We start from the raw sequence: 18,311 nt of genomic DNA, 5'->3' as shown, positions 1-18,311 counted from the left end.
TCGATGGTTAGCCGACAGCGACCCCGTGCGGCGCGCACTATAGTCAGAACAGTCGCTTGTTCAACTCCTATTTCAACATAATCGCGCTTTGCTGCGATTTCATCGATTCTCCGCTGAAATTGCTAAGAAATTTCTCGCACATTTCACCTTCTGCTATCAAAATACAGGTAGAATTGAATTCATTCTGCTGGTGTCGGGCGCTACAATGACGTTCCCTTTGGCCGAAGAGACCTCACGTATTTGGCGACTTATTTTTGGAGATAGATGTGATCCGATCGCTTTTCAGGCTTCTTGCCTACATTGCCCTCAGTCTGGCGATCATTGCCGCCGTTCTTGATGCCGCTCGCTCGGTCGGCGCATCGCACTTGATCATGACATCGCTGCAGGATAGCTGGCAGTCCGTTTCCGCGTCATCGCTCGCCCTTGCCGAAGCCAGCATCAAAACCCATATTTATCCCATCCTGTGGGACCCAATGATGCTCTGGGTGCTGGAAACGCCGACCTTTGTTGTTTTTGCCCTGCTCGCCTTTGTGCTCTATGCCCTGGGTTACAGGCGCCAGAACAGGGTAGGGCGTTTCGCAGCCCGTTGAAGCATTATGGAACCGCCCCTTTCGATGGAGGTACCTCGATGTTCATCATCGACATGTTCAACAAGAAAACCAAAATGCCCGAGGCTGCTCAAGCTCTACCGGGGCGAGCTACTCCCGTTGCCACCGCCGAAACACATTTCGTCAATGGACACGCGCTGAAGGGCCCATGGCCCGACAATCTCCAGACCGCCATGTTCGGCATGGGCTGCTTCTGGGGCGTCGAGCGGCTGTTCTGGCAAGTGCCCGGCGTGTATGTCACCGCCGCAGGCTACGCCGGCGGCATCACGCCAAACCCCACCTACCAGGAAACATGTACTGGACTGACCGGGCACAATGAAGTTGTGCTGGTGGTGTTCGATCCGGATGTCATTTCCTATGACGAGCTATTGACGTTGTTCTGGGAAGAGCATGACCCGACGCAGGGCATGCGGCAGGGCAATGATATCGGCACGACCTATCGCTCGGGCATCTATACGTTTACACCGGAGCAACACGCGGCTGCAGAAACAAGCCGCAATGACTACCAGAAGGCGCTCAGCGTTGCTGGCCGTGGCAAGATCACCACGGAGATTCTGGAGGTGCCGGAATTCTATTATGCCGAGGACTATCATCAGCAATATCTCGCCAAGAATCCGGCCGGCTATTGCAGCTTGCGTGGCACCGGCGTTTCCTGTCCCATTCCGCAGGCAAAGGCGATCTAACAGACTGACCTGACTGGATTTCAGAGCACCGCTTTCGCGATCGAATGATACTCCGGGCAATATTTGACCATAAGGCAAAATTTCGCGTGAAATTTGCCCGCTGGCATGCAAGATTGCTTTCGGGGCGGCTGCCGTCTGACGTGGCCGCAACGATTTTAAGGCTCAACAGAAAGTTGATCCTGCTCAACAAAATCCAGAGGGTTGGTATCAAATGAAGCGTATTGTTCTTGGACTCCTGGCTGCCACAGCACTGTCCGTCTCGGCCTTTGCTGCGGATGACAAGCCAGCCGTTATTTACGATCTTGGCGGAAAATTCGACAAATCCTTCAATGAAGCCGCGTTTAACGGTGCGGAGAAATACACGGCCGATTCCGGCGTCAAATATCGCGAATTCGAAATCCAGAACGAGGCGCAGCGCGAACAGGCGTTGCGCAAGTTCGCATCCGACGGCAATTCACCGATCGTGATCGCCGGTTTCTCTGCAGCTGCCGCGATCGAAAAGGTTGCTGGGGAGTTCCCGGATACCAAATTCGTCATCATCGACGCCGTCGTGGAAAAGCCGAATGTGCGTTCGGTCGTCTTCAACGATAATGAAGGTTCCTATCTGGTTGGCGTGATCGCTGCCAAATCGTCCAAAACCGGAACCGTCAGCTTCATCGGCGGCATGGATGTCCCGCTTATCCGTAATTTCGCCTGCGGCTATGTTGGCGGCGTCAAGGCCACGAATCCGGAGGCCAAGGTGATCCAAAACATGACCGGTGACACGCCGGCTGCCTGGAACGATCCGGCAAAGGGCGGCGAAATCGCCAAGTCGCAGATGGACCAGGGTTCGGACGTCGTCTTCGCTGCTGCTGGCGGCACCGGCATCGGCGTTCTGCAGGCAACTGCCGACGCCGGCAAGCTTAGCATTGGCGTCGATTCCAACCAGAACGGCCTGCATCCAGGCAAGGTTTTGACCTCCATGCTCAAGCGCGTTGACGTTGCGACCTATAATGCCTTCAAGGACGGAGCAGACGGCAAGTTCACCGCCGGCGTCAATGTTCTCGGTGTCAAGGAAGCCGGCGTTGACTATGCCGTTGACGACAACAACGCCAAGCTGATGACCGATGACGTCAAGAAAGCGGTCGAGGCTGCCAAGGCCGACATCATTTCCGGCAAGGTCAAGGTCCACAACTACAATACGGACAATGCCTGCCCGTACAAATAAGCGCTGATTCTTCAACGCCTCAAGGCCGCCGGCTAATTCATCCGGCGGCTTTGTCTTTCAGCCTGCAGCAAAAGTGTCGATCGAAGCTCAAGGAGAATGCCCATGACTGCGTTTGCCGTTCTTCTCAGTATTCTTGCTGCCATCACCATCGGCGCGATCAGTCCCGGTCCAAGTTTCGTTCTTGTATCCCGGATTTCTATCGCGTCATCGCGAACGCATGGCCTTGCTTCGGCTTTGGGCATGGGGGTTGGCGGCGCGTTGTTCGCGGCGCTGGCGGTACTTGGCCTGACAGCTCTGTTGATGCAGTTCGAATGGCTTTATCTCATGCTGAAGCTGCTTGGTGGGGCCTATCTGGTTTATATTGCCATCCGCATTTGGCGGGGTGCATCCGAGCCTTTGGCCTTGGCGGACACAAACGCCCCCACGGGAGGACTATCGATCTCCCGCGCATTTTTGCTCGGCTTGAGCACGCAACTCAGCAACCCGAAGACATCGATCGTCTACGCCAGTATTTTTGCCGCTCTTATGCCTCCAGCGCCACCGCTATGGCTCCTCTTTGCCTTGCCGCCTATGCTTTTTTGTGTGGAAGCCGGCTGGTACGCGGTCGTTGCCTTCGTATTCTCAGGCTCGCGCGCCCGGCTGATCTATGTCCGTTTGAAGCTGTGGATCGATCGCGGCGCTGGTGCAGTCATGGGTGCGTTAGGACTGAAGCTGATGGTCGAAGCTTTCAAGACGAGAGCCTGATCAAACTTCGCGCCAGAATGACAAGACCGGCATCGTCGCCGGTGAGTGTTTCGAAATCCTGCCAGCCGAGAGGCCGATAATAGTCGGGCTCGCTCGTGTAGAGATAAAGCTGTGTATGACCCAAATTGCGCGCCGAATTTTCAGTGGCGCCGATCAATGCTTTTCCGACACCCTGACCCCGCATCTCGGGCATCACATAGAGGCTGGCCAGCCATGGCTTCAAATGCGCATGGCTTTCAAGGTCATTGTCGATCAGAAGCGCGACGCCCACGGGCAATCCCGATGCGAAGCCGACAAATGCCTTCTGCCCGCTTGACGGATCCAGAAACCCGAGAAACCCTTCGACGGTCTCTTCCATCGTGCGACCGGCGGATTGGCCCCATTCTTCGAAATTCCAGCGCGCGCAGAGCGGCACGAGCTCCGGATGATTTTCCAGCGGTTCAACCCGGATCATCATTTGAATGTACTCCGCTCTAATAATGCGGCGGCTTGGTTACGGGAATATCGGGCGCGGTCTGCTCTTCAAGGACGAGAAACCGGTCGGTTAGAGCATCGAGCTTGCGGCGCATGCCTTCGATGACCTTCCACTGCTCGGTTACCTGGCCGGAAAGTTCCTCAATGGTCTTTTCCTGCTCGGTCACCAAAATCTCGAGGCGGGTCAAACGGTCCGTGTTATCGGCTGTCATTGCTCGTCTTCCTTACCCTGTACCCCTTTCTCTAATCCGGGTTTCGTCGCGGTTCAAGTTCGAGCGACTTGATGACTATTGAATCTTGCGTTTCTTGACTGGAAAGAAAAAAATCCCGTGTTAGGGTCAAAATTCGAAAAGACGATAAAAGCTGAACAACAGCGGATGGGGACATGGCCGAACCGGCGATTGAACTTATTGGAATTGATAAGCGTTTTGGTGCAGTCCATGCCAATCGCGACATTCATCTGCGTGTCGAAAAGGGCACGATCCACGGTATTATTGGTGAGAATGGCGCCGGCAAATCCACGCTGATGTCCATCCTCTACGGCTTCTATCAAGCTGATAGCGGCGAAATTCGCATCAATGGATCGACCGCTAAGATTACCGATCCCAATGCCGCTATCGCACTTGGCATTGGCATGGTGCATCAGCACTTCATGCTGGTGGAAAACTTCACAGTGCTGGAAAATGTCATGCTGGGCGTCGAGGGTGCCCCGCTGCTGAAGAACGGCATTGCCAAGGCCCGAGCCGAGCTGAAACGGCTTGAGAGGGAATATCAGCTCGATGTGGATCCGGATGCGATGATCGAGGAACTCCCCGTCGGGCTGCAGCAGCGCGTGGAAATCCTGAAGGCACTCTACCGCGGCGCGGAAATACTGGTGCTTGACGAACCGACAGGCGTGCTGACCCCGCCGGAGGCGGACCATCTTTTCCGTATCCTTGAACAGTTGAAGGATCAGGGAAAAACGATCGTCCTCATCACGCACAAGCTGCGCGAGATCATGGCGGTGACGGACAATGTTTCCGTCATGCGGCAGGGCGCTGTCGTTGCGACGCGCAAGACCGAGGAAACCACGGTGGAAGAGCTTGCCGAGCTGATGGTCGGTCGCCGTGTGCTCCTGCGGGTGCAAAAGGGCGAGGCCAAGCCGGGGGAAATCAAGCTTTCCGTCGAGAACCTCACAGTCCGCGACAGCCGCGGTGTGGTGATGGTGGACGACGCATCCTTCACGGTCCGTGGCGGCGAGATTGTCGGTATTGCCGGTGTGGCGGGCAATGGTCAATCACAGCTGATCGAAACCATCGCCGGTATCCGCACGGCTGTCTCTGGCCGCGTGCTTCTCGACGGGCAGGTCATCGATATTACGGGAGCCGCGGATCCGGGCGAGCTGCGCGATCGCGGCCTTGCCCATGTGCCGGAAGACCGTCATCACATGGGCCTGGTTCTGGCTTTCGAGGAATATGAGAACTCCATCCTCGGCTATCATGACGATCCGCTCTATCTCAATGGACCGTTTCTCGATCTCGACGCCATCCAGGCCGATGCGCGCAAGAAGATCGAGAAATATGACATCCGTCCGGGTGACCCCCGCCTGAAGACTGCTAATTTCTCTGGCGGCAATCAGCAGAAGATCGTCCTCGCGCGCGAAATGGAGCGCGACCCGGGCGTTCTCATCATCGGTCAGCCGACCCGCGGTGTTGATGTGGGCGCGATCGAGTTCATCCACAAGCGCATCATCGAAATGCGCGATGCGGGCAAGGCGGTCCTCCTCGTCTCGGTGGAGCTCGACGAAATCCGCTCGCTCTCCGACCGCATTCTGGTGATGTTCGCCGGGCGTATTGTCGGTGAACGCGATTCTGACGCCAGCGAAAGCGAGCTTGGCCTGCTTATGGCAGGTGTTGAACAGCAGGAGGCGGCGGAATGACGACGCAGGCACTGGTCGTCATCGATGTGCAAAACGCCATCGATGATCCGAAATGGGGCCGGCGCGGTCAGCCGGAAACCGAAGCCGCCATCGCCCGGCTGCTTGCCGCCTGGCGCGAGCGCCGCTTGCCGGTCATCCACATCCGCCACGATTCCACCGACCCGACATCGCCTTACAGGCCCGGCACGGAAGGCAATGAGTTCAAGCCGGAGGTAGCGCCGCAATTGGGTGAGCCGGTCGTCGACAAGCGCACCAACAGTGCCTTCATCGGTACTGACCTTATGGATGTTTTGGACGAATTGCAGGTGCACAGTCTCGTCATCACGGGCGTGCTGCTCGAAAACTCCGTCGACGCCACGGTTCGTATGGCAGCTAACCTGGGATTCGAGGTCACCGTGCCCGAAGATGCCGTCGCGAGCATCGACCGCAAGGATCATTGCGGCAAGCACTGGGCAGCTGAAGATGTCCACGCTTTGGCCCTTTCCATCCTTGATGGCGAATATGCCCGTATCTCAACCTCCGACGCGATCATCGAGACCTTGCCATGAGCCAGCCCTTTGCCAAATTGCCTGCCTGGGCCGACTATGGCCTCCTGCCGCTGATCAATCTGATTGTCGCTTTTTTCGTCGCCGGCCTCGTGGTCCTTCTGGTTGGTGAAAGCCCCATCGATGCGGCGGTTTTGATGGTCAAGGGCGCTTTTGGTTCGGGCGATGGTGTCGGCTACACGCTTTATTACGCGACGAATTTCATCTTCACCGGACTCTGCGTCGCGGTCGCCTTCCATTGTGGCCTGTTCAATATTGGCGGCGAAGGCCAGGCCTATATCGGCGGTCTCGGTGTTTCGCTCATCGGCCTCGGCCTTGGCGGCTTTCTGCCCTGGTGGTTGACGTTTCCTTTGGCAATCCTGGCCTCGGCACTGGTCGGTGCCCTGTGGGCGCTGATTCCGGCATGGCTACAGGCCAAGCGCGGATCGCATGTGGTCATCACCACCATCATGTTCAATTTCATCGCAGCAAGCATCATGGTCTATCTGCTTGTGGGTGTGTTGAAGCCGATGGGGAGCCAGGCGCCGGAGACCCGTGTTTTCGCTGAAGGCGGTCAGTTGCCAGGTCTTGGCTGGCTGCTCAATCTTGTCGGGCTCAATATGCGTTCGGCTCCGCTCAACATCAGTTTCCTGCTTGCTCTGCTGGCAGCATTTCTGGTGTGGGTGCTGATCTGGCGCACCAAGCTCGGCTATGAAATACGCACCATGGGCTTCAGTCCCAAGGCCGCGCGCTATGCCGGCATCAGCGAGCTGCGTATCATCATCATTACAATGATGATTTCGGGTGCACTCGCAGGCATGATGGCGCTCAATCCGATCATGGGCGCCCAGCACCGCATGCAGCTGGATTTCGTTGCGGGTGCTGGTTTTGTCGGCATTGCCGTTGCACTGATGGGCCGGTCGCATCCGGCAGGCATCGTCCTTGCTGCCATCCTCTTCGGCATGCTCTATCAGGGCGGCGCCGAGATCGCCTTCGACATGCCAAACATATCGCGTGACATGATTGTCATTATTCAAGGGCTGGTCATTCTTTTTGCCGGTGCGCTCGAACACATGTTCCGTCCGTCGCTTCAACGCATTTTCCAGCGGATCGGCCGGGCGAAACGCGAGACCGCGCCCGCTGTCGCAACGGGAGGAGGCCAGTAATGGATTCGCTCACCACCATCCTCCAGCTGTTCGATTCGACGATCCGGCTCTCCGCTCCCTTGCTTCTGGCGTGCCTGGCGGGGCTCTATTCCGAACGCGCCGGCATTTTCGACATCGGCCTTGAAGGCAAGATGCTTGCCGGCGCTTTTGCCGCTGGTGCGGCCGCCACCTGGTTCGGTTCAGCCTATATCGGCCTGCTTGCCGCCGTTCTCGTCTCCGTCGCGCTTGGCCTCGTTCATGGCTTTGCCTCCATCACCCATCGTGGCAACCAGATCGTCTCGGGCGTTGCGATCAACTTCATCGCCGCCGGCACCACCGTCATCCTTGGCCAGGCATGGTTTCAGCAGGGCGGACGAACACCCTCGCTTCCCAACGAAGCGCGTTTCAACCCGATCAACCTTCCGGGCGCGGAAGCACTGAAGGATGTGCCCGTCATCGGCCAGATCTATTACGAACTGATCTCCGGTCATTCGATCCCGGTCTATCTCGCATTCCTGCTCGTTCCGTTCACCTGGTGGGTACTCTACCGTACGCGCTTCGGTCTGCGTCTGCGTGCCGTCGGGGAAAACCCGGCTGCCGTGGACACGGCCGGCGTGTCCGTACCCTGGCTGCGCTACCGCGCGGTCATCTGCTGCGGCGTACTTTGCGGCATTGCCGGCGCCTATCTGGCGACAGCCCAGGGTGCAGGTTTCGTCAAGGACATGACCGCGGGCAAGGGCTATATCGCGCTCGCAGCATTGATCTTCGCCAAATGGCGCCCGGTTCAGGCGATGTTCGCTTGCCTGCTCTTCGGCTTTCTCGATGCGGTCGCAATCCGCATGCAGGGGCATCCCCTGCCATTGATCGGGGAAGTGCCCGTGCAATTGATGCAGGCCTTGCCCTATATTCTCACCATCGTGCTGCTCGCCGGTTTTATCGGCAAGGCGATCCCGCCCAAGGCGGGTGGTGTAGCCTATGTGAAAGAAAGATAGAATGAGCAAGGACCTCTTCGACGCGGCCTTTGCCGCCATGCAGAAAACGCATTCGCCCTATTCGCGGTTTCCGGTAGGAGCCGCCATTCGTACCAGCGACGGGCGCATCTATTCCGGCTGTAATATCGAGGTCATTTCCTATCCGGAAGGCTGGTGCGCCGAAACCACCGCCCTGTCGCACTTCGTCATGGGTGGCGGCGGTACGATCACCGAGATCGCCGTTGTCGCCGAAAAGAAGGCGAAATGCACGCCTTGCGGCGGTTGCCGTCAACGCCTGGCCGAATTCGCCGGACCTGAAACGCGCCTGCATCTTTGCGACAACAATGGCATTGTCGAAACGCTCACCATGAAAGAACTGTTTCCCTACGGCTTCGAAGCGGAAGTACTCGGCAAAGGTGCAGCATGATCGCACCTGCGACCGGAGCAATTATCCAAAAGCTCAATGGCCTGGCGCCGCGTGTTGCACTGGTGCTTGGATCCGGCCTTGGTTCATTGGTCGATGCCGTGGAAAATGCCATCCGCATCCCCTATGCCGACCTTCCAGGCTTCCCGCATAGCGGCGTTTCTGGCCATGCCGGCGAGGTCGTCGCAGGTTATCTTTCCGGCAAGCCGGTCCTGGTGCTGGCGGGCCGCGCTCACTATTATGAAAAGGGTGACGCCTCGGTCATGCGCCCTGTCATCGCTGCGCTTGCCGATCTTGGCATCGAGATGCTGATCCTGACCAATGCTGCCGGTTCAGTCCGCCACGATCTTGCACCCGGCAGCGTGATGTTGATCGAAGATCATATCAACTATTCCGGCCTCAATCCGCTCATCGGCGAGCCCTCTGACCAGCGTTTTGTTGGCATGACGACAGCCTATGACAGCAAGCTCAAGGACGCATTTGCCGTCGCGGCCGGCGAGGTGCAAGAAAAGCTGGCGATGGGCGTCTACATGTGGTTTTCCGGCCCGTCTTTCGAAACACCGGCGGAAATTCGCATGGCACGCACGCTTGGCGCTGATGCGGTCGGCATGTCCACTGTGCCGGAGGTCATTCTGGCACGTTTCTTCGGGCTGCGTGTCGCTGCCTGCTCGGTCATCACAAATTATGGAGCAGGCATGACAGGTGCGGAACTCTCGCATGAGGAAACCAAGGATGTCGCGCCGAAGGGTGGCGCACGGCTGCAGAAGATCATTCGGGCACTGGTTCGGGAGATCGGCTAAGCGATGTTGTTGCCCCAGGAAATCATCCGCCGCAAACGTGACGGACAAACACTGGATGCGGCGGACATAACCGCCTTCGTCAATGCCATGAGTTCGGGTGCAATCACCGAAGGCCAGGTTGCGGCCTTTGCCATGGCAGTGTTCTTCAATGGCATGAAACGCGATGAAGCGGTGGCTCTCACGCTCGCCATGCGCGATTCCGGCGATATTCTTGACTGGTCCGATCTGCCCGGTCCTGCGGTTGACAAGCATTCGACTGGCGGTGTTGGCGACAACGTCTCGCTGATGCTTGCGCCCATAGCCGCTGCCTGCGGCGCTTACGTTCCAATGATTTCCGGCAGGGGGCTCGGCCATACGGGCGGAACGCTCGACAAGATGGATTCGATCCCCGGTTATCGCAGCCAGCCGGACAATGCATTGTTCCGCAAGGTAGTGTACGAAGTTGGCTGTGCGATCATAGGGCAGACAGCCAATCTCGCGCCGGCCGACAAACGCTTCTATTCCATCCGCGATGTCACCGCGACGGTGGAATCCATCCCGCTCATCACCGCCTCGATCCTGTCGAAGAAACTTTCAGCCGGACTCAACGCTCTGGTATTGGATGTGAAGTCAGGCAACGGCGCCTTCATGGCCAGAAATCGCGATGCGGTGTCGCTTGCCGAGAGCATTGTCGCGGTGGCTCAAGGAGCCGGCCTGACGACGACCGCGCTTCTGACCGATATGAACGAACCGCTTGCTCTTGCTGCCGGCAATGCTGTCGAGGTGAGGAATGCTGTCGATTTCCTGACCGGGGATAGGCGGGACGCCCGTCTCGAAGCGGTCACGCTGGCGCTGGTTGCTGAGATGCTGGTCTCGGCAAAGCTCGCACCAAATCACAAGGTTGCGACGGAAAAGGCACGCGATGCCCTGAGCAGCGGCAAGGCGGCGGAAATTTTCGGGCGCATGGTGGCAGGGCTTGGCGGTCCGACAGATTTCATTTCTCGCATCAGCCATCATTTGCCGGTCGCACCGGTAACGCATGAGGTGAAAGCCCCCCAGACGGGTCATGTCTCGTCAATTGATACCCGCGCGATTGGTGTTGCGGTTGTGACGCTCGGTGGCGGCCGAATCCGTCCGCAGGATCCCATCGATCATGCGGTCGGAGTAACGGCCCTTCAGCCTATTGGCGCCCGAATGGACGAAGGCGAACCGGTCGCACTGGTCCATGCCCGCAGCCATGATGACGCCGCCGCAGCCGTGCGCGTCATCGAATCTGCTTATGGTTTTTCGGAACGCAAACCGCGCACCATCAATCCGGTATTCCGTCGCATCGGCGCCTGACTCACTTAGTCCCGTACATGCGGTCGCCAGCGTCGCCGAGACCCGGGACGATATAGCCTTTTTCATTCAAATGGCTGTCGATGGCCGCAGTGAAAACCTGCACGTCCGGATGCGCCTTGGTAAAGCGTTCTATACCTTCCGGCGCGGCGAGCAAGCAAAGGAATCGGATATTGCTTGCCCCGCGATCCTTCAGCTTCTGAATGGCGGCTATGGCGGAATTGGCCGTTGCCAGCATAGGATCAACGACGATGATCAGCCGGTTGACGATATCTTCGGGCGCCTTGAAGTAATATTCGACCGGCAGCAGCGTTTCGTGATCACGATAAAGGCCGATATGCGCAACGCGTGCAGCCGGCACGAGATCGAGCATACCTTCGAGCAGGCCGTTGCCGGCGCGCAGGATCGAAGCGAAGACCAGCTTCTTGCCTTCGATTACCGGCGCATCCATCTCCATCAAGGGTGTCTGGATCCTGATGTTGGTCAATTGCAGATCGCGCGTCACCTCATAGCACAGCAGGAGCGAGATTTCCTTGAGCAACCGCCGGAATCCCGCTGTCGAGGTATCCTTGTCGCGCATGATTGTAAGCTTGTGCTGGACAAGCGGATGGGAAACGATCGTGACGCCCATGGGAAGTCCCCTTTACTCTGAATTCACATGACCTTAGCTGCTCGACACCGATCCCGCAAAGAGCTCATCGGCAACGCGCACAGTTTTGTCGGGGTAAAGACGTTCGAGCAGCGCTGTTCGCGTATCTTCGTCGACAAAGGCGGCCTTGATTGCCGTTTCAGTCACCTTGTTGAGCATATCATCATCATAGCCGAAATAAGTCGCCGCGATCTCGTATTCCCGTGCAAGGTCCGTGTGGAAGTAGGGCGGATCATCGGAATTGAGGGTCACAGGCACACCGGCTTTTGCAAGCTCTGCAAAGGGATGCGCAGGAAAATCGCTATAGACGCTAAGCGAAATGTTCGACCCAGGGCAGCATTCGAGCAGGATTTGTTCGTCCGCCAGGCGTTTGACCAGATCGGGATTCTCGATCGCGCGTACACCATGGCCGATGCGCCCGGGTTTGAGTGCGTCCAGCGCGTCCGCAACGCTCTCCCATCCCGACAGTTCGCCCGCATGCACAGTGATCCCGAGCCCCGCACTGCGCGCCAGCGCGAACGCCGCTGTGAAATCCTTGGGGGCATGCATCCGCTCATCGCCCGCCATGCCAAAACCCGTGACCAGCGGGTGCGGATTGTCAACGATGTACTGCGCTGCTGCCAGCACGGCGTCTGGCCCTTTGTGGCGCAGGCCCGTCGCAATCATGCGGCCCTCAATGCCCGTCGCCGCCTTGGCGCGGCGCATGCCCTCGGCAAGACCTTCAATATAGGCCCGCGGGTCAAGCCCGGCGCTGATGGCATGATCTGTCGAGATGAACACCTCTGAATAGATGGCATCCTGCCTGCTCAATGACAGAAGGTAATCCTCGGCAAGATCGGCATAATCCTCTTCGGTTCGGAAGAGCATCGATGCCTGATCATAGGCACGCAGGAAGGAGGTGAAATCGTGCCAGACGAATTTGCCGCCCTGGACAAAGCTGGAAACATTGGCGCCATATTTGACAGCCTTTCGCTCGACCAGACCCGTGGAGGCGGCTCCTTCAATATGGCAATGCAATTCGGCTTTCAGGACCATTCCGGTCACTCCAAAAAAATTAAACAAATTATTCAACGCGTCGCTTCACCGCGCAACAGGACAATAGCCTTATGTGTTTCAATCTTCTATGGTCCGGGCAACGCAGATCAACAGGTAAACACAATGAGCCAGCAACGCACCGGGGCCCATGGCGGCATGGAAACATCCTTCGGCTTTCAGGATGTCAGCGATGGGGAAAAGCAGGCACGCGTCAATGATGTCTTCCATCGCGTCGCCAAGCGCTACGATGTGATGAACGACCTGATGTCGGGCGGCCTTCATCGCATCTGGAAGGATTCGATGATCGCCTGGCTGTCACCTTCCAAGACGGCGAATTGGAAAGTGCTCGACGTGGCTGGCGGTACTGGCGACATCGCCTTCCGGATCATTGAAGCTTCCAACCGCAATGCCCATGCGACCGTGCTCGATATCAACGGCTCCATGCTCGGCGTCGGGCGCGACCGTGCCGAGAAAAAAGGCCTTGCCGACAACACCGAATTTGTCGAAGCCAATGCCGAGGTGCTTCCCTTCCAGGATGCGAGCTTCGATGCCTATACGATCGCTTTCGGCATCCGCAATGTCCCGCATATTGACCGCGCCCTGTCAGAAGCCTTCCGTGTCCTGAAGCCGGGCGGGCGGTTCCTTTGCCTCGAATTTTCCGAGGTTGAACTGCCGGTCCTCGACAAGGTCTATGACGCCTGGTCGTTCAATGCCATTCCGAAAATTGGCAAGGCTGTGACCGGCGATGCCGACAGTTATCAATATCTCGTCGAGTCGATCCGCAAGTTTCCGCGTCAGGCTGATTTCGCCGAGATGATCCGCCAGGCTGGTTTCGAACGTGTGAGCTGGCGCAATTTTACCGGCGGCATCGCTGCGCTGCATTCCGGCTGGAAGTTGTGATTTCAGAGCTCTTTCCGACCATATTGACCTATTCTGTTTCTCGGCTGGCGAGACAATCCACGCGGAAGGTGGCGAGGTCGATGTGGTGCATCGGGCGAAGCCGCCTGACAAAGTGGGTGTCCGCCAGCCGGAAACCCGAAGGGACGGGGCCTGTTGCTCCAATCCCGGCGCAAAGCCACTCGCCCGCACCAAAAGTGCGGGTCTTCCTGTCTTTGCTTGTTCTTGTCACAACATGCCTCCGTCAGAATAGGTCAATATGGTCGGAAAGAGCTCTTAATGAGTAAGCTTGCAGCAACATTTCGCCTGATGCGGGCCGGATGGATCATGACGCGTGAGGGCGTCATATCTGCCTTGCCTGCGGAAGGCTTGAGCGGTCTTCCTGCGTTTGGTCATCGCATGGCCGGGCTCTTGGCCCGCCGGCGTGCAATGACCGCCCAGCGCTCCGAGCGTATGTCGCGCGCCATCAACAAACTCGGTCCATCCTACGTCAAGCTTGGCCAATTCCTGGCAACGCGGCCTGACGTGGTCGGAAATGAGGTGGCGGACGATCTTGCGCTCTTGCAGGACCAGCTTGATTTCTTTCCGATGGAGGCTTCGGTCAAGGCAATCGAAGGCTCGCTCGGACGGTCAGTCCAGGATCTTTATGTAAGCTTTAACGAACCAATGGCTGCCGCGTCGATTGCGCAGGTGCACCCGGCCTTCGTCAGAAGCAATGGCGAGCTCAAGAAGGTCGCCGTCAAGGTGGTGCGCCCGGGTGTCCGCCAGCGGTTCAACAATGATTTGGAGAGCTTTTTCCTGGTGGCGAAATGGCAGGAGCGTTATGTGCCTGCCACGCGCCGCCTGCGTCCCATCGAAGTCACGCGTACGCTCGCGCAAACCACCCGTATCGAAATGGACATGCGGCTTGAGGCGGCGGCACTGTCGGAAATTGGTGAAAACACCAAGGACGATCCGGGGTTCCGTGTTCCAACTGTGGATTGGGAGCGCACCGGACGCGACGTGCTGACGCTCGAATGGATCGACGGCGTGAAAATGTCGGACATCGAAGGTTTGCGCGCTGCCGGCCATAATCTCATCAAGCTCGCGGAAACGCTGATCCAGTCGTTCCTGCGCCACACATTGCGCGACGGCTTCTTCCATGCCGACATGCATCCCGGCAATCTCTTCGTCGATTCCGATGGTCATATTGTTGCGGTGGATTTTGGCATTACCGGCCGCCTGGGCAAGAAGGAACGCCGCTTCCTTGCCGAGATTCTCTACGGGTTCATCACCCGAGATTACGCACGGGTCGCCGAAGTGCATTTCGAAGCGGGCTATGTGCCGCATCATCATGATGTATCGAGCTTTGCCCAGGCAATCCGCGCCATTGGCGAGCCGATCCATGGCCAGCCGGCGGAAACGATTTCCATGGCGAAACTGCTGACACTGCTTTTCGAGGTCACCGAGTTATTCGACATGGAAACCCGGCCCGAGCTCGTCATGCTGCAAAAGACCATGGTCGTCGTTGAAGGCGTATCACGTACGTTGGATCCGCATTTCAACATGTGGAAAGCCTCCGAGCCGGTTGTCGGCGGCTGGATACGCCGCAATCTCGGCCCGCAAGGCATTCTCATTGATGCCCGCGACGGTGCGAATGCTCTACTGCATCTTGCCCGCCAGGCGCCCGAACTCCTGGCACGCGCCGATCGCTTGTCACAGGAACTCGACCAGATGGCGGCAAATGGTCTGCGCTTTGACGAACAGACAGCCAAGGCAATCGGCAAGGCGGAGGCGAGGCACACTCGCTCCGGGCGTATTGCTCTGTGGGTGATTGCAATTTGCCTTGTCATGATCACTTACAAGCTAGTCTCTTGAAGAAATACTGCCATTGGTGATATCAATGATTGCAAATTGCGTGGTGTCTTCGCGAAAGTGCAATCATATGGCCAGCATCACAATCCGCAATCTTGACGACACCATCAAGGAAAAATTGCGCCTGCGTGCCGCCGCGCACGGACGTTCGATGGAAGAAGAGGTCCGGCTCCTTCTCGGCGATCTGGCAAATACCACGCCGTTCGGGACTGTGGCTGCCGTGGTGGGCGAGCCTTCCGCCGTGTCGGGCTCATTATCCGGCCGGCGCGTACTTCTGATCATAGGCGGCGGTATCGCCGCCTATAAATGCCTTGACCTCATCCGGCGATTGCGCGAACGGGGCGCCCAGGTGCGGCCGGTCGTGACCAAGGCGGCGGAAGAATTTGTGACGCCGCTGGCTGTCGGCGCGCTCGCCGCTGACAAAGTCTTCACCGAGCTTTTCTCCCGCGAGGACGAGCACGATGTCGGCCATATCCGCCTGTCGCGTGAAGCCGATTTGATCGTCGTTGCGCCGGCGACGGCCGATCTCATGGCCAAAATGGCAAATGGTCTTGCGAACGACCTGGCATCTGCGGTGCTTATGGCGACCGACAAGCGCGTCCTGATCGCCCCGGCAATGAACCCGAAAATGTGGGACCATCCGGCCACGAAACGCAACCGCGCGACTCTGGAGAAGGACGGCATCCGTTTTGTCGGTCCGAACAGCGGCGAGATGGCGGAGAGTGGTGAAAGCGGTGCGGGCCGCATGGCCGAACCGCTGGAGATTGTTGCGGCGATCGAGACGCTGCTCGACCGCCGTCCCAAGCCGCTGACAGGCAAGACCGTCATCATGACCTCGGGCCCGACCCATGAGCCGATTGATCCGGTGCGCTATATCGCCAATCGTTCCTCCGGCAAGCAGGGCCACGCTATCGCCGCAGCACTGGCGAGGCTCGGCGCCACGGTACGGCTGGTTTCCGGTCCTGTGACAATTCCTGACCCCGAAGGCGTTGCGGTGACCCGCGTCGAGTCCGCGCGTGAGATGCGTGATGCGGTGGAGCAGTTCCTGCCCGCCGATGCCGCTGTCATGGTCGCTGCCGTGGCGGACTGGCGCACGGCAAAGGAGGCTGGCGAAAAGATCAAGAAAAAGCCTGGTGAAAAAGCCCCAGCACTGCAAATGGTCGAGAATCCCGATATTCTGGCCGGCGTCGGCCACAGTAAATTGCGACCACGCCTCGTTGTTGGCTTTGCCGCGGAAACCCAGGATCTGCTGAAGAACGCGCGCAAGAAGCTCGACAAGAAGGGTGCCGACTGGATCGTGGCCAACGATGTCAGTCATGAGACCGGTGTCATGGGCGGCGATCGCAACGCCGTGCGCATCGTCACCCGTTCAGGCGTGGAGGAATGGCCGGACATGAGCAAGGACGAGGTGGCCGAACGACTGGCTGCCAGGATCGCCGCTGCATTGCAGACGGTGGAGGTTTAGGGCTAAGACCGATAACCGTGAAAACGGAGTACCATCCATGATTCCCACCCTTGAAACCGACCGCCTTATCCTGCGTCCCCATCGGCGCGAGGATTTTGAGGCGGTTCACGCCATGTGGCAGCATCCCACGATCTACACGCAGATAACGGGAAAGCCATCGACCCGCGAGCAATCCTGGGCTCGCCTCTTGCGCTATGCCGGTCTCTGGCCCCTGATCGGTTATGGCTTCTGGGCAATGGAAGACAAGGCAACGGGACGCTTTGTCGGCGAGCTCGGCTTTGCCGATTTTCAGCGGGAGATCAGTCCGCCGTTCGGTGACGCGCCGGAAATGGGGTGGGTCCTTGCGCCGGAAATTCACGGCAAGGGCTATGGCAGCGAAGCGCTTGCGAGGGTTGTCAACTGGGGCGATACATTCTTCAAGCAGGATCGGGCGCTTTGCATCATATCGCCGGAAAATTCCGCCTCGTTGCGAATTGCCGAAAAGAACGGCTTTAACAAGGTCCTCGAGACAACCTATACAGATGAGCCCGTCATACTTTTGGAACGGGCGTTTCGCCCCAACTAATTGCCGTCGAGGCTGGCACGGCGCCGGCCTCGACATTGTGTAAGTAAGCCCTTACGGTTCTATTCGACGATAATCTGGGTGTATTCCTTTCTGAGTCGTTCGAAGTTGCCCCAGAATCCCGACGGCTTGTCTCCATTGAGATGATCGATGAGCACGCCGAGATGGGTGTGCCAGCCGCTCGCAACCATGACCATGGAATCGGCACTGGCAAGGCGCGTATGCGTTACCCTCAGCGAAGTGTCGGGGCCTTTCGCTTCGAGCTCGAACGTGACCTCGGAATCCTGTCCCCCGTCGGGCCAGGTAATGCTCAAGACATGTGGCGGTTCATAACGAAGAACCTTGCCCTCATTGGATGTGCCTTCCAATTTCTTGAATTCGGCCGGTGTCGTTTCGTCCGTAAGTTGCGAATGGTAAAAGGTCAGTTTGACGTCACCGCCGACATAATTGGCCATCGGGCCCTGCGCCAGCCATTTCTTGCGCTTGTCCGATTCCGTCAGATATGCCCAGACCCGTTCAATAGGGCCCGGCAGGATGCGTTCGATGCGAACCGTACGAGGCGCGGTGACAACGCCGAGCCGATCATTTCCAACATGCTCGTTCATTTCTGTCTCCTTGACGTTTTTTCAGGTGTTGATGGGTTCTTTGGCAGTTTCTCGGCCGTCTGAGCTGCGGCGTGATCCTCGGCGCGCAGGATTTCCTCAAGATCATCCAGACGCGCAGTCCAGAACCTTTCATATGTGCGCAGCCATTCCTGTGCTTCGGCAAGCCGCGCCGCTTCAAGCTGGCACATATGCGTCCTGCCCTGGACATGCCTGCGGACCAGCCCGGCACCTTCCAGGACCTTGATATGTTTCGATGCGCCCGCCAGCGACATGTTGAAGGGTGTCGCGAGATCGCTGACCGAACGCTCTCCGTCCGTAAGCCGATGCAGCATGGCCCTTCGTGTCGGATCGGAGAGGGCATGGAAGACGGCGTCGAGATGGGGTGTCTGAAATTCAACCATATGGTTTAATATCATCGCAAGCGTTATT

The 18,311-nt window shown here is 58.0% G+C and carries 21 protein-coding genes; 15 read left to right on the top strand and 6 right to left on the bottom strand.

Annotation, left to right across the window (positions count from 1 at the left end; genetic code table 11):
- Positions 1-266: 266 nt before the first annotated feature.
- The 4 genes from BLM14_RS17335 (at position 267) to BLM14_RS17320 (ending at position 3,242) form a co-directional block, all read left to right on the top strand.
- A complete protein-coding gene (locus BLM14_RS17335) occupies positions 267-590 on the top strand; it encodes a hypothetical protein (RefSeq protein WP_100000533.1) in 324 nt (107 codons plus the stop codon).
- A gap of 38 nt (positions 591-628) precedes the next feature.
- Entirely contained in the window at positions 629-1,291 is a 663-nt protein-coding gene (gene msrA / locus BLM14_RS17330; RefSeq protein WP_100000532.1) for a peptide-methionine (S)-S-oxide reductase MsrA, read from the top strand.
- Positions 1,292-1,502: 211 nt separating this feature from the next.
- Positions 1,503-2,498 (top strand): BMP family lipoprotein, encoded by a 996-nt coding sequence (locus BLM14_RS17325; RefSeq protein ID WP_100000531.1) that lies wholly within the window; start codon positions 1,503-1,505, stop codon positions 2,496-2,498.
- Positions 2,499-2,600: 102 nt separating this feature from the next.
- The gene (locus tag BLM14_RS17320; RefSeq protein WP_100000530.1) at positions 2,601-3,242 is read left to right on the top strand and encodes a LysE family translocator; all 642 of its coding nucleotides are present in this window, start codon (positions 2,601-2,603) and stop codon (positions 3,240-3,242) included.
- On the opposite strand, the gene BLM14_RS17315 is transcribed toward BLM14_RS17320, so the two are convergent.
- Together BLM14_RS17315 and BLM14_RS17310 are read right to left on the bottom strand one after the other, a co-directional pair.
- On the bottom strand, positions 3,226-3,699 hold the full coding sequence (locus tag BLM14_RS17315) for a GNAT family N-acetyltransferase (RefSeq protein ID WP_100000529.1): 474 nt from the start codon (positions 3,697-3,699) through the stop codon (positions 3,226-3,228). The two genes, BLM14_RS17320 and BLM14_RS17315, sit on opposite strands and share 17 nt — an antisense overlap.
- 16 nt (positions 3,700-3,715) lie before the next feature.
- The gene (locus BLM14_RS17310; protein WP_100000528.1) at positions 3,716-3,928 is read right to left on the bottom strand and encodes a SlyX family protein; all 213 of its coding nucleotides are present in this window, start codon (positions 3,926-3,928) and stop codon (positions 3,716-3,718) included.
- A 173-nt stretch (positions 3,929-4,101) separates the two neighbouring features.
- On the opposite strand from BLM14_RS17310, the gene BLM14_RS17305 reads away from it, so the two are divergent.
- The 7 genes from BLM14_RS17305 to deoA are packed head-to-tail and all read left to right on the top strand — an operon-like array spanning position 4,102 to position 10,818.
- A complete protein-coding gene (locus BLM14_RS17305; RefSeq protein WP_100000527.1) occupies positions 4,102-5,634 on the top strand; it encodes an ABC transporter ATP-binding protein in 1,533 nt (510 codons plus the stop codon).
- Positions 5,631-6,182 (top strand): cysteine hydrolase family protein, encoded by a 552-nt coding sequence (locus BLM14_RS17300; protein ID WP_100000526.1) that lies wholly within the window; start codon positions 5,631-5,633, stop codon positions 6,180-6,182. Before BLM14_RS17305 ends, BLM14_RS17300 begins: the two co-directional genes overlap by 4 nt.
- Entirely contained in the window at positions 6,179-7,324 is a 1,146-nt protein-coding gene (locus BLM14_RS17295) for an ABC transporter permease (RefSeq protein ID WP_100000525.1), read from the top strand. The genes BLM14_RS17300 and BLM14_RS17295 overlap by 4 nt, the downstream gene beginning before the upstream one ends.
- Positions 7,324-8,295: an ABC transporter permease gene (locus BLM14_RS17290; RefSeq protein ID WP_100000524.1), complete on the top strand. Its 972-nt coding sequence runs from the start codon at positions 7,324-7,326 to the stop codon at positions 8,293-8,295. Before BLM14_RS17295 ends, BLM14_RS17290 begins: the two co-directional genes overlap by 1 nt.
- Position 8,296: 1 nt before the next feature.
- On the top strand, positions 8,297-8,701 hold the full coding sequence (locus BLM14_RS17285) for a cytidine deaminase (RefSeq protein ID WP_100000523.1): 405 nt from the start codon (positions 8,297-8,299) through the stop codon (positions 8,699-8,701).
- Complete coding sequence (locus tag BLM14_RS17280; RefSeq protein ID WP_100000522.1) at positions 8,698-9,498, top strand: purine-nucleoside phosphorylase; 801 nt, start codon at positions 8,698-8,700, stop codon at positions 9,496-9,498. The genes BLM14_RS17285 and BLM14_RS17280 overlap by 4 nt, the downstream gene beginning before the upstream one ends.
- A 6-nt stretch (positions 9,499-9,504) precedes the next feature.
- Positions 9,505-10,818: a thymidine phosphorylase gene (deoA, locus tag BLM14_RS17275; RefSeq protein ID WP_100001444.1), complete on the top strand. Its 1,314-nt coding sequence runs from the start codon at positions 9,505-9,507 to the stop codon at positions 10,816-10,818.
- 1 nt (position 10,819) lies between these two features.
- Here the strand turns inward: deoA and upp are convergent, their stop codons facing one another.
- Together upp and BLM14_RS17265 are read right to left on the bottom strand one after the other, a co-directional pair.
- On the bottom strand, positions 10,820-11,446 hold the full coding sequence (gene upp, locus BLM14_RS17270; RefSeq protein WP_100000521.1) for a uracil phosphoribosyltransferase: 627 nt from the start codon (positions 11,444-11,446) through the stop codon (positions 10,820-10,822).
- A gap of 33 nt (positions 11,447-11,479) precedes the next feature.
- Entirely contained in the window at positions 11,480-12,499 is a 1,020-nt protein-coding gene (locus tag BLM14_RS17265; RefSeq protein ID WP_100000520.1) for an adenosine deaminase, read from the bottom strand.
- A 123-nt stretch (positions 12,500-12,622) separates the two neighbouring features.
- On the opposite strand from BLM14_RS17265, the gene ubiE reads away from it, so the two are divergent.
- From ubiE to BLM14_RS17245, 4 genes are all read left to right on the top strand, one after another.
- Entirely contained in the window at positions 12,623-13,399 is a 777-nt protein-coding gene (ubiE, locus tag BLM14_RS17260; protein ID WP_100000519.1) for a bifunctional demethylmenaquinone methyltransferase/2-methoxy-6-polyprenyl-1,4-benzoquinol methylase UbiE, read from the top strand.
- Between the two features lie 276 nt (positions 13,400-13,675).
- Positions 13,676-15,253 carry a 2-polyprenylphenol 6-hydroxylase gene (gene ubiB, locus BLM14_RS17255; protein ID WP_100000518.1) on the top strand — a complete coding sequence of 526 codons (1,578 nt, stop codon included), beginning with the start codon at positions 13,676-13,678 and terminating at the stop codon, positions 15,251-15,253.
- A gap of 67 nt (positions 15,254-15,320) precedes the next feature.
- Positions 15,321-16,715, top strand: coding sequence for a bifunctional phosphopantothenoylcysteine decarboxylase/phosphopantothenate--cysteine ligase CoaBC (gene coaBC, locus BLM14_RS17250; protein WP_237143393.1), 1,395 nt, complete (start codon positions 15,321-15,323; stop codon positions 16,713-16,715).
- Positions 16,716-16,752: 37 nt separating this feature from the next.
- Positions 16,753-17,280, top strand: a complete 528-nt coding sequence (locus BLM14_RS17245; protein WP_100000517.1) for a GNAT family N-acetyltransferase — start codon at positions 16,753-16,755, stop codon at positions 17,278-17,280.
- A gap of 59 nt (positions 17,281-17,339) precedes the next feature.
- Here the strand turns inward: BLM14_RS17245 and BLM14_RS17240 are convergent, their stop codons facing one another.
- Complete coding sequence (locus tag BLM14_RS17240) at positions 17,340-17,882, bottom strand: SRPBCC family protein (RefSeq protein ID WP_100000516.1); 543 nt, start codon at positions 17,880-17,882, stop codon at positions 17,340-17,342.
- The gene (locus BLM14_RS17235) at positions 17,879-18,283 is read right to left on the bottom strand and encodes an ArsR/SmtB family transcription factor (protein WP_100000515.1); all 405 of its coding nucleotides are present in this window, start codon (positions 18,281-18,283) and stop codon (positions 17,879-17,881) included. The genes BLM14_RS17240 and BLM14_RS17235 overlap by 4 nt, the downstream gene beginning before the upstream one ends.
- Positions 18,284-18,311: the final 28 nt, after the last annotated feature.

Origin of the sequence: Phyllobacterium zundukense (genome assembly GCF_002764115.1) — a bacterium.
Taxonomy (GTDB): Bacteria; Pseudomonadota; Alphaproteobacteria; order Rhizobiales; family Rhizobiaceae; genus Phyllobacterium; species Phyllobacterium zundukense.
This window is presented reverse-complemented; position numbering and strand designations above follow the sequence as displayed.